The 11,534-nt window shown below is 71.6% G+C and carries 7 protein-coding genes; 5 read left to right on the top strand and 2 right to left on the bottom strand.

All coding sequences use genetic code 11. The features are described 5' to 3' along the window. Window positions 1-506 precede the first annotated feature (506 nt). The gene (locus ACY5KJ_RS12115) at window positions 507-2,636 is read left to right on the top strand and encodes an ATP-binding SpoIIE family protein phosphatase (protein WP_462187010.1); all 2,130 of its coding nucleotides are present in this window, start codon (window positions 507-509) and stop codon (window positions 2,634-2,636) included. Window positions 2,637-2,698: 62 nt separating this feature from the next. Here the strand turns inward: ACY5KJ_RS12115 and ACY5KJ_RS12110 are convergent, their stop codons facing one another. Then, window positions 2,699-4,231: an SDR family oxidoreductase gene (locus ACY5KJ_RS12110; RefSeq protein ID WP_462187004.1), complete on the bottom strand. Its 1,533-nt coding sequence runs from the start codon at window positions 4,229-4,231 to the stop codon at window positions 2,699-2,701. 139 nt (window positions 4,232-4,370) lie between these two features. After that, entirely contained in the window at window positions 4,371-4,886 is a 516-nt protein-coding gene (locus ACY5KJ_RS12105) for an HNH endonuclease (protein ID WP_462187005.1), read from the bottom strand. 418 nt (window positions 4,887-5,304) lie between these two features. Between ACY5KJ_RS12105 and ACY5KJ_RS12100 the strand changes: the two genes are divergently transcribed. The 4 genes from ACY5KJ_RS12100 to malQ all read left to right on the top strand — a co-directional run. Continuing rightward, the gene (locus ACY5KJ_RS12100) at window positions 5,305-6,633 is read left to right on the top strand and encodes a mechanosensitive ion channel family protein (protein ID WP_462187006.1); all 1,329 of its coding nucleotides are present in this window, start codon (window positions 5,305-5,307) and stop codon (window positions 6,631-6,633) included. 150 nt (window positions 6,634-6,783) lie between these two features. Continuing rightward, on the top strand, window positions 6,784-7,512 hold the full coding sequence (locus tag ACY5KJ_RS12095) for a response regulator transcription factor (protein ID WP_462187007.1): 729 nt from the start codon (window positions 6,784-6,786) through the stop codon (window positions 7,510-7,512). Then, window positions 7,509-9,176, top strand: coding sequence for a sensor histidine kinase (locus ACY5KJ_RS12090; protein WP_462187008.1), 1,668 nt, complete (start codon window positions 7,509-7,511; stop codon window positions 9,174-9,176). The genes ACY5KJ_RS12095 and ACY5KJ_RS12090 overlap by 4 nt, the downstream gene beginning before the upstream one ends. A 101-nt stretch (window positions 9,177-9,277) precedes the next feature. Beyond that, window positions 9,278-11,534: 4-alpha-glucanotransferase (gene malQ / locus ACY5KJ_RS12085; RefSeq protein ID WP_462203377.1), on the top strand; the 2,257-nt coding region annotated here is incomplete at its 3' end.

Genomic DNA, 11,534 nt, shown 5'->3' with positions numbered 1-11,534 from the left:
GGTTCGAAACGCGCAAGTTATTTCATTTCGACTCCTAAGGTATTTTATCTCCCTTAGTAGATGAGGGTGTCTTTGTGGGGCAGTCCTCAACAGAATAATGTGTCCTCATCTGGCTCCTTCTGGCGTTCCTGGCCTTTTTGGTGCAGGTGCCCCTGTTGTGCGCCTACCCAGGGACCGCTCCGCCGCGTCGGGACGGCGCGGCGGAGCGCGTGTTCCTCGGTCGGGTGATGCCTATCCAGCATCAAACCCGGCCGGTGGGGGCGAAAGGGAGGGCGATGGGGTACTGGTTGCGGCTCGGGCCGACGTTCCCCCGATGCGTGATATCCGATATCCGAACTAGACTGCCGCAGGTGGGCCAGGTGACTGGCTGTTACGGAGCAGTACCGAGAATCGGATTTGGTCGGGGATGTGATGGTGTGCCCGTGACGTCGGAACCGTCCACCGGGATTTCGCCCTATGCGCCCGGTATATCAGGGTTTGTCGGTGAATCACGGAAGTCCGATCAGGTGCGGCGGTCGGCGTCCGCAGGTCTGCGGGCCGCGCGGGAGGCTGTCCGCGCGCTGTGCCACGGTGCTCGGGGGGACCATGACGACGGATTGGGTGGCTCCGACCCGTCCTTCCTGGCCGATGCCGGTCTCGTCCTCGGCACCTCCCTCGACCCCGATCGGGTCGTCGACCTGATCGCCGGACTCGCCGTGCCCCGTCTCGGCACGGGCGCCTTGGTGTGGCTGCGCGAGGGCGACCAGGTCAGGCTCGGCGCCTCGGTCTTCCACGACCCGAAAGCCGGCAAGATCATGCGGGCCATTGTCGCCACGCGGCCGCCCCAACTCGCGGACGACTTCCCGCCGGGCGTCGTCATGCGTAACGGCCAGACGTACTGTCTGCCGGACTTCGATGAGCTGCGCCCGGTGCCGCTGTTCCCGTACGAGCTCGCCTATCAGCAGTTCCGCCGGATCCAGAGCGGTCCCACCGTCACCGTCCCGTTGCCGGCGCACGGCCGGATCCTCGGCGCGATCACTGTCGGGCGCGGCACCGGCTTCTATTCCGGAGCGGAGGTGAACCTGCTGGAGGACCTCGCCCGGCGGGGGGCCGTCGCGCTGGAGAACGCACAACGCTTCCGCGAGGCACAGGAGTCCGCGCTGACCCTGCAACGGTCGCTCCTGCCGGCGCATCCCCCCGCACTCGACGGGGTCGAGATCGCGATGGAGTACCGGCCGGGAACGGCAGGGACGGAGGTTGGAGGCGATCTCTACGATGTCATACCGCTCGCCGGGGGGCGAGTCGGGGTGGCCATCGGTGACGTGATGGGGCGCGGCCTGCATGCCGCGGCGGTGATGGGCCAGCTGCGGGCGGCGCTGCGCGCCTACGCTCTGGAGGATTGGAGCCCCGTCGAGGTGCTGACCCGGCTTGACCGGGTCGTCGGCCTGCTGCCCGGTCTCCAGCTTGCGACCTGTATGTACGCCGTCTACGACCGGGACACCGGCCGGGCGACGATCGCGAACGCCGGCCATCCCGCGCCGTTGGTGATCCTTCCCGACGAGGACCCCGACTATCTGGTGCTCGACCCCGGGCTCCCGCTGGGAGTCGGCGAGGGGGCGGTGTTCAGCGAGACGACCGTCGCGCTTCCACCCGGATCGGCGTTGGTGATGTTCACCGACGGCCTGGTGGAGTCGCGACGCCGCCCGCTCGTGGACGGCCTGGACAATCTTCGACGCGGTCTTACCGCACAGCGTGCCCGGGCGGCCGCGGCAGGCCTCGAGGCGGTCGAAGTCGCGGCGGGTGCCGACGTGGCGGCTGGAAGCGAGGGCGAGGGCGTTGGCCTGAGCGCGGAACGGACCGGGAAGGCGGAACGGACCGGGAAGGCGTGGACGGATCGGCGGGCCCCCGGCCCGTCGCTCGGCCCACCCCCCGGGGTGCCGGAACGCCGCTCCTGGGTGGACCGGCGGCGCCGGGCGCGCAGGGTGAACTTCGCGGCACGTAGCTGGTTCGGTCCGGACACCGTCAACGGCCCCGGCGAGGGCCCCGTCGAGGAGACCGCCCGCACGCTGCTCGAACGGTGCCTGATCGCCGCCGGTCTCCCGGCCCGGACCGACGACGATACTGCCATGGTGGTGCTCACCACGCAGGCCGTGAACCCGCCATTGCTCGAACTCGCGTTGCCCGCGGTGGCCGCGTCGGCCGGCGAGGCCCGGACAGCGATGCGCTCGGTCCTCGCCGAATGCGGGATCACCTCCGTCGAGGACGCGACGCTGCTGGTCAGCGAGGTGGTGACGAACGCGGTGCTGCACGCCCGCAGTGATCTGGTGCTGCGGGCATCGATGGAACCCGGTCGGCTGCGGATCAGTGTCGAGGACCGGGAAGGCGCGCATCTGCCCCGGCCCGGCGCGGCCGCGGAGAACAAACCCGAGCCCGAGTCGGGGTGGGGCCTGCTGCTGGTCGAGGCGCTGGCGCTGGCCTGGGGCGTGGAGATGACCCCCGGGGGCAAGCGTGTCTGGTTCGATATCGAGATACCCGACCGGGAGCCGGGTGCCGCCGGCCCGACGAGACCGATCGTCAGGCCCGATCCGTCTCCCTCGGCGGGCCTGTCCCGGAAGCCTCCCCTCGACCCGCCGGTCCAGGGCCGCTCCTGGGGATAGCATCCGCTGCCGGGCCACCTGACGAGCCGGGCCACCTGACGAGCCGGGCCGAGGCCGCGTGATCAGGCGGTGGCGACGGCGCCGGTGGCCCATTCGTCCTCGGCCTTGCGCACGATGTTGCGCAGCATTCCACCGAAGACGGCCGCGTGGAACGGGCTGACCGACCACCAGTAGAGCTGCCCGGGAAGTCCGCGGGGCAGGAAACTCGCGCGCTGCCAGTAGGTCGTGGTGCCCTCGGCGTCGACCATCGAGCGTAGTTCCAGCCAGGCCTCGCCGGGCAGCTTCATCTCGGCACGCAGCCGGAGCAGGTGGCCCGGTTCGATCTCCTCGACCCGCCAGAAGTCCAGAGCCTCCCCGGCGTGCACCCGCTGCGGATCACGCCGACCCCGGCGCAGACCGACGCCACCGATGGCGGTGTCCAGCCGGCCGCGAGCGGACCAGGCCAGGGGCCACGAGTACCAGCCGTTGTCGCCCCCGATGCCTTCGATGACGTGCCACAGACAGGCCGGCGGCGCCGCCACGGCCATGCTGCGCTCGTCGACGTAGAGGGATCCCCCGGCCCACTGCGGGTCGGTCGGCAGGGGCTCGTTCGGGGGGCGCGTGGCACCGGCGCCGTCCCCGTCGTCCGATGCGCCTCCCGATCCCGGCCACACCGCCGTCGACCAGCGGGTCTTCACCGAACGTGCCCGCACCCGGGCCAGCGCGAGGGCCACCGCGGCGTCGAAGGGCAGCAGTCCCTCGGCGGGATCGGGGATCCAGCGGGCGATCTGGTGGTCGTGGGCCACCACCTCGTTGCGCAAGGAACGGATGAGCGGCCTCGCGATGCCGCCCGGCACCGGGGTGACGAGCCCGACCCACAGCGAGGACAGCTCGGGGGACAGGATTGGAACCGGGACGATGATCCGGCGCCGCAGCCCCTCGACGGCGGCGAATCGCTGCATCATCTCCGCATAGGTCAGGATGTCCGGGCCGCCCACGTCGAAGGTGCCCTCGACGTCGTCGGGGACGTCCAGAGCGCCGATCAGATAGTGCAGCACGTCCCGGACGGCGATCGGCTGGATCCTGGTCCGCACCCAGCGCGGCGTCAGCATCACCGGCAGGCGCTCCGTCAGGTAGCGCAGCATCTCGAACGAGGCGCTGCCGCTGCCGATGACGACCGCCGCACGCAGCACGATCGTCGGCACCCCCGAGCCGAGCAGGATCCTCCCGACCTCCTGGCGGGAGCTCAGATGGGCGGACGTGCCACCCGTCGTCGCCGGGCTCAGCCCGCCGAGGTAGACGATCCTGCGGACACCGGCCGCCCGGGCCGCGACGGCGAAGGCGTTCGCCGCCCGCCGGTCGACCGCGGAGAAGTCACCACCACCGTCGATCGAGTGGATGAGGTAGTAGGCGACCTCGATCCCGTCGAGCGCGGACCGCAACGACTCCGGATCCCGGGCGTCGGCGCGGACGACCTCCGCCCGGGCGGCCCATGGGATGTCCCGCAGCCGGAGGGGATCCCGGGTCATGGCCCGGATATGGTGGCCACGGTCGAGCAGGCGGGGAGCCAGCCGGCCGCCGATGTACCCGGTCGCCCCGGTGACGAGGATGCGCATGCAGGTTAGCTGCCCTGGCAGGTCTCGCCGTACCCTGGCATCCGGCCGATCTGCCGTCGCTGTGCCTGGGAACGCCTCGAACAGGCGGGGACGCCCGGGCAGAGGACGCCCGGGCAGAGGACGCTCCGGGCGGGTGCCGTCAGGCCGAGGCGGCCTCGGTCACGTCGGTACTCAGGTAGGCCGACCAGCGTGGATCCATCCGACGGGAGCCCAGAATGCGCCAAGCGGCTCCGCTCGGCGCCCGTGGCGCCGTGCGGAGCCGCCAGCCGAGATCAGCGACGGCCAGGTCGGCTTTCAGATGGTTGCAGCGGCCACAGGCCGCCACGACGTTCTCCCACGCATGCGGGCCCCCACGGGAGCGTGGAATGACATGATCCAGTGATGTTGCCGGAGCATTGCAGTACACGCAGCGATGATGGTCGCGGGCCAGCACACCCTTGCGGGTCAGCGGGATCTGCGAGCGGTACGGCACCCGGACGAAACGCGCTAACCGGACCACGATCGGGACATCGACGGAGGCCGTCGCGGACCGAAGAACCTGCCCGGCCGATTCGACCATGACGGCCTTGTCGGTCAGGACCAACACCAGCGCGCGCCTTTGCGACACCACGCACAGAGGCTCGTACGTGGCATTGAGAACCAGCGCCTCTGCCACGCGCCGACCTCCTGCCCACCGAGGGCCCTTTGCGGGCCGTTCTGCCCAGCGTCTCCGGTGACAATGGACAGTCAACCTTCTTCTGCGGCAGAACGCGAGCCTGTTTGCATGGTCATCGCCTTTCGTGCCGTGGCGCTGCACATATCTCATGGCCTTTGTCACATACAGGCGACCATTTTGTGGCCGCATCAATACGGAAAGTGTTTTTTCGGGTGTGATGGGAGACCTGGCCGGGTTGGGTCGGAGAGTGGTTGGGTCGGAGCGTGGCTGTCCGCCGACCGGATCGGGGCCCCCACCGCCGGGCCACCGGCATGGGTGAGACTGATCTGCGGCCGCCGCCCGCGCCGCCGTGAGCGCGGGAGGGCCGGTGACCTCGGCCTGCTCGAGGAACTTCGAATGATCGCAATCGACTGGAAGGATGATCGACGCCGTGACGCCCGCCCCGTCCCTGCTGGCTCAGCCTCTCATCCCGTCGCTGGGAATGCTGCTGTCCGCCTCGCCGTCACCCACCGAAGTGCCGGGCCCGACGTCCGGGCTGACGACGCCCACTCCACTGCCCTCGCCGAGCCCGTCGGTGACCTCTGACCCGCTGGTGTCCCTGGAGGGCGTTGCGACCGCGCTGCGGGACGCCTGCGGGACCGATCCGGGGCTGCTGTGCCGCACCGTCTACGACATTACCCACAGTAATTATCTTGCCTCCGGGGCTGAGGTGTTCCTCGGTACCCCGATCCGCATCGCGCTCATTCTGGTGATCGCGTTTGTGGTGCGGGCGCTGCTGCACCGGTTCATCCGGCGCACCACCGACATCGGACACGCCACCGAACGGACCGGTTCCGGCAGTTGGGGCGGGTTGTTCCGGGGTTCCCGCGCCGGCTCTCTGCTGGGCGCGTTCGGCGATCCGGCGGTGCTGATGGAAAGGCGCCGTCAGCGTGCGGCGACGGTCGGTTCGCTGCTGCGCAGCGTGACGTCCATCTTCATCTTCGGCCTGGGCTTCCTCAGCATCCTGGGCGAGCTGGGTATCAATCTCGCCCCCATCGTCGCCAGCGCCGGTGTGCTGGGAGTCGCGGTCGGTTTCGGTGCGCAGAACCTCGTCCGGGACTTCCTGTCGGGGATGTTCATGCTGCTGGAGGACCAGTACGGGGTGGGAGACGTGATCGATCTCGGTCCGGTCTCCGGTGCCGTGGAGGCGGTCAGTTTCCGGACGACCAGACTGCGTGACGTCGAGGGCACCGTCTGGTACGTCCGGAACGGCGAGATCACCAGGGTCGGTAACAAGAGCCAGCAATGGGCACGGACCGTGCTCGACGTTCCGCTCGACTACGACACCGAGGTCGCCACCGCTAAACGGGTGCTGGCCCGGACGGCGAACGAGCTCTGGGCGGACGCGAAGTGGAGCAGCCTCATCCTCGCCGAGCCCGAGGTCTGGGGGATGGAGACCATGACCTCGGACGGTTACACCCTGCGTGTCGCCATCAAGACCCAGCCGCTCAAGCAGTGGGAGGTCGCGCGCGAGCTGCGTGAGCGGGTCCGGACCTCGCTTGGCGCGGCCGGGATCGAGCTCGGTTCCGTGCAACGCAGTGAGGTGACCATGGTCAACGACGACGAGGAGACCGCCGGGAGCCGTGCGGAGGACGACGCGGATCCGGATGCCGGGGTCGGCGGGGGTGCCGCGGACGCTCAGGGGACGGATCTGCCGCGGGCACGGATCGACCCGCCCGCCCCCGACCCGTCGCGGTTGAGGGGATGATCTGGGCGTGCCGGTGGGTCTGGGCGGTCTGGGCGTGCTGGGCAGTCTGGGCTCACGGTGGCTGAAACTGTCCTGAGGATCGCGGTATGTCTTCCTGAGACCGGCCCCGCGCAGCACCATCACCGCGTCGGGTGAAGGCAGACTGGGGGCGTGCGGGTACTGGTGGTGGACGACGACGCGGCGGTCCGGGAGTCCCTGGAACGCTCGCTGCGGTTCGAGGGGTACGAGGTGGCCACGGCGGTGGACGGGGCGGACGCGCTCGGCGTCATCGGCCGCGAGCGGCCGGACATCGTCGTGCTGGACGTGATGATGCCCCGGGCGGACGGGCTGGAGACCTGCCGTCGGCTGCGGGCCCAGGGCGACGACGTCCCGGTGCTCATGCTGACCGCCCGGGACGGTTTGGCCGACCGGGTCAGCGGCTTGGACGTCGGTGCCGACGACTACCTGGTCAAACCGTTCGCCCTGGAGGAGCTGTTCGCCCGGTTGCGGGCACTGATCCGCCGGGCGGCGTTGGCCGCGCGGGTGCGGGCGGCCGGTTCGGACGGGTCCAAGGGGATCCCCGACTCGACGCTGTGCTATGGCGGGGTCTGTCTGGATCAGGCTAGCCGCCAGGTGACCCGCGGTGATCGGGAGCTGATTCTGACCAAGACCGAGTTCGAGCTGCTGGAGTTGTTTCTCGCCCATCCGCGTCAGGTGCTCTCCCGCTCCATGATCATGGAGCGGGTCTGGGGGTATGACTTCGGCCCGACATCGAACTCGCTGGAGGTCTTCGTGAGCTACCTGCGCCGCAAGCTCGAGGCGAACGGCGAGCCCAGGCTGTTGCACACCGTGCGCGGAGTTGGCTACGTGCTGCGTGAGCCGTCAGGGGACCGCGCGTGAGCAGTGCCCCCGACCAGGGGGCCGCGCCATCGCCGTGGTGGCCGCAGCCGTTGACGGGTCGCCCGGCAGCGGGGCAGGTGGCAGCGGGGCAGCCGGCAGTGGGGCAGGTGGCGGTGAACGGGCGCGCCGGCCGGTTGGACGGGTTCGCGCGGCGCGTCCACCCGGGACGTCACTCCAGGATCCGGTTTTCCTCCCCGCTCGGTCAGCTGACATTGCGGGCTCGGCTCGCCCTGCTTGTCGGGATGGCGGTGGCTGCCGCCGTGACGGTCGTCGCCGGGGTGTCGCTGGGGGCGACCAGCATCGTGCTGAACCAGGCCATCGACGACCAGCTCGTAGAGCAGGCTGAGGCGTCGGCGCACACCATCCAGACCAGTCCGCTGGGGCTGGAACTGCAGGCGTTCAGCTTCGGGCTGGAGGGCCAGTTCCTCGATGCCGCCGGCAATCCGCTGGAGAACGCCGTCTCGTCCTGGAACAGCATGCGGATCCCGGTCGACTCCGCCGACGCCGAGGTGGCCCGGCGGGAGCGGGCCCAGAACCTGCGCACGATCGCCGTCGACGGGCAGTCCTACCGGCTTGTCACGGTTCCGCTGCAACGTCCCGCGTCCGGCGGTGCATTGCAGCTCGCCCGGCCGACCACCGACGTCGACCGGACCCTGCGCGATCTCGCGCTGGTGCTGCTCGTCGTCGGGATCGTCGGGGTGGTCGGCTCGGTGCTCGCCGGACAGATCGTGGCACGTGCCGCGCTCAAACCCGTTGACGCCGCGGCCGCGGCCGCCGAGGAGGTCGCTCGCACCCAGGATCTGTCGGCGCTCATCCCGGTGACCGGATCCGACGAGATCACCCGGCTGGCGGAGAGCCTCAACAGCATGCTGCGCGCGCTGGAGGCGTCCCGGGCCCGCCAGCGCCAGCTCGTCGACGATGCCAGCCACGAGCTGCGCACCCCGTTGACGAGCCTGCGCACGAACATCGAACTGTTGCTGCGCGCCGAAGCGAACCCGCATCGCGCGCTGCCCGCGGCCGACCGTGAGGCGCTGCTGCGCGACGTGGGCGCGCAGATGCGCGAACTGTCCGGCCTCGTCAGTGAACTGGTCGAGCTCGCCCGGGACGAGGCGCCCACCGAGGAGGTGGAACGGCTCGATCTCGCGGAGATCGTGCGAGCCGCGGCCGAACGGGCCCGGCGCCGCGCCACCGGCAAGGGCGTCGGCATCGAGGTCGACGCGACGTCCTCGACGGTCGACGGGCGGGCGAACATGCTCGAACGGGCAGTCACCAACCTGCTCGACAACGCCGTGAAGTTCTCGCCGCCCGCCTCCGTCGTCCGGGTCGGCTCCCGGGACGGCGAGGTAACCGTCGCGGATGACGGACCGGGCATCGCGCCGGAGGACCGCGCGCAGGCGTTCGACCGCTTCTACCGGGCCACCTCCGCGCGGGGCCTGCCCGGATCCGGGCTCGGCCTCGCGATCGTCGCGGATGCCGTGCACACCCACGGGGGTACCGTCACCGCGGAGAGCTCTCCGAGTGGCGGGGCGTTGCTGCGGATGCGGCTGCCGGTCGTCGACGACCCCGGTCCGCTGGGCCCGGCCACCGCACCGGGCCCGGAGCCGAACCCGCCGGGCGGCGCCGCTCCGCCTCCGGACCGCGCGGGCGAGAATCTCAGGTCGTGACTTCCGACTGCCCCGCCGTGCCCACCGCATCCGCGCCCGCGTCCCCCGCGCCCGCCACTGGTCCCACCGCCCCGGCGGGACCGCAGCCCGCCGGGGCGCCAGTGGTGGACCCCGCCGTCGACCAGGTCCTCGCCGAACTCGCCGCGGTGTCCGGTGTGGCGACGTCCTACCTCGGGGCCGATGGTGTCCCGGTACAGGTTGCGCCGGACACCGTCCGGGCCGTCCTGCGGCTGGCGGGGGTCGATCCGACGGATCCCGCCGCGGCGCTCGCGGCGGCGCTGGAACGGCCCTGGCGACGCCGGGTGCCGGCCTGCGCCGTCGTCGTCGCCGCAGCACCGCGCCCGGTGGTCGTTCACACGCCCGTGGATGTCATTCCATACGCCGAGCTGGAGCTCGGCACCGGCGGCCGGGTCGTCCTCGATCCCCCTGGCGCCCCCCTGGCCGAGCGGGTGCTCGACGGCGTGCCCTGGGTCGCCCGGCCGATCGGGCTCCCGGCGGGCCTGCCCCTGGGGGACCACGTGCTGCACGTCGACGCCGGAACCGAGCGGCATCGCTGCCAGGTCGTCGCCGTGCCGGCCGCGGTGCCCGGCCCCGCCGCCCTCGCCCCGCCGGCCCGCGCCTGGGGCTGGGGCTGGATGATCCAGCTCTACGCGCTCACCTCGGCGTCGTCCTGGGGGATGGGGGACTACGGCGATCTCGCGACGCTCGCCGACTGGTCGGGCCGGGCAGGTGCCGGCGTGCTGCTGGTGAATCCGCTGCATGCGGGTGCGCCGACCCTGCCCGTCGCGGCGTCCCCCTACTCGCCCGCGAGCCGCCGTTTTGTCTCCCCGCTCTACCTGCGACCGGAGCGGACGCCCGAGTACGCTCGGGCCGATCCCGCCACCCGGTCGGCCGTTGACGAGCTCGCCCGCGGCGCCCGCCGCGACGGTCGGCGGGACGGTCTGCTCGATCGGGACGCGGTGTGGCGGGCGAAGCTGGCCGCGCTGGAACTGCTCTTCGAGGTCTTCCGGCGCGGCGGCGAGCAGGTGGCATCCGCCGAGCCGGCCGGGTCCGACCTGATCGATTTCGCGACCTGGAGCGCGCTCGCTGAGCGGTACGGCCCGGACTGGCGGACCTGGCCGGCGCGTCTCGCTCATCCGGGCGCGCCCGCCGTCGCCGAGGCGAGGGCGGAGCTGGCCGACCGCGTCGCCTTCCACATGTGGCTCCAGCATCGCTGCGACCAGCAGCTCGCCGCGGCGCAGGCCGCCGCCCGGGCCGCCGGGATGGCCGCCGGGATCGTGCACGACCTGGCCGTCGGCGTCGATCCGGGCGGTGCGGACGCCTGGGCACTGCAGGACGTTCTCGCCGTCGGCGCGAGCGTGGGGGCCCCACCGGACACCTTCAATCAGCAGGGCCAGGACTGGGGGCTGCCGCCGTGGCGGCCGGATGCCCTGGCCGAGGCCGGGTACGCGCCGTTGCGTCAGATGGTTGCCTCGGTGCTGCGCCGCGGCGGCGGGCTGCGGGTCGACCACATCCTCGGCCTGTTCCGGCTGTGGTGGATTCCGGCTGGGGCGGGCGCCGCTCACGGGACGTACGTGCGTTACGACGCCGAGGCGATGCTCGGCCTGCTCGCGTTGGAGGCCGCCCGCGCCGGCGCCGTCGTCGTCGGGGAGGATCTGGGTACCGTCGAGGCGTCGGTGGCGACGACGCTCGCCCGCCTGGACGTGCTGGGTTCGACGGTGCTGTGGTTCGAGCAGGACGCCGAGGGCCGGCCGTCGCCGCCGACGGCGTACCGGGCGGCGACGATGGCCAGCCTCACCACGCACGACCTGCCCACCGCCGCCGGCTACCTCGAGGGCGAGCACGTGCGCACCCGCGCCCGGTTGGGGCTGCTCGGGCGTTCGGAGGAGGCCGAGGCGGCCGGTTGGCGAGCCGGGCGGGACGCGTTGGTCGAGCTGGTGCGATCCGAGGGACTGGTGGATCCGGCGGGCGCAGCGGCGGGCCTCGGCGGACGGGGGAACCCCGGCGGGAGCGGCCGGCCGGAGTTTGACCCCGCCCTCCGGGAGGAGTTCGGCCCCGCCGTTCGACAGGAGATCGTTTTCGCGCTGCACCGGCTGCTGGTGCGGTCTCCGTGCCGCATCGTGCTCGGGTCGCCGGGTGACGCGCTGGGCGACCGGCATCAGCCGAATCTGCCGGGCACGACCGATGCCTATCCGAACTGGCGGCTCCCGGTGACCGACTCCGCCGGTCGGCCGGTTACGGTGGAACGCCTGCTGACCGATCCGGACGTGCGCCGGCTTGGCGAGCTCCTCGCCCAGGCCCGGGTTGCTCAGGTCCGGGTTGCTCAGGTCCGGGGCGCGTCGTCCACCGGTGCGGCAC

The organism is Frankia sp. CcWB3 (assembly GCF_977927595.1).
The sequence above is the reverse complement of the archived record's forward strand: the minus strand, read 5'-3'. Positions and strand labels throughout refer to the sequence as shown.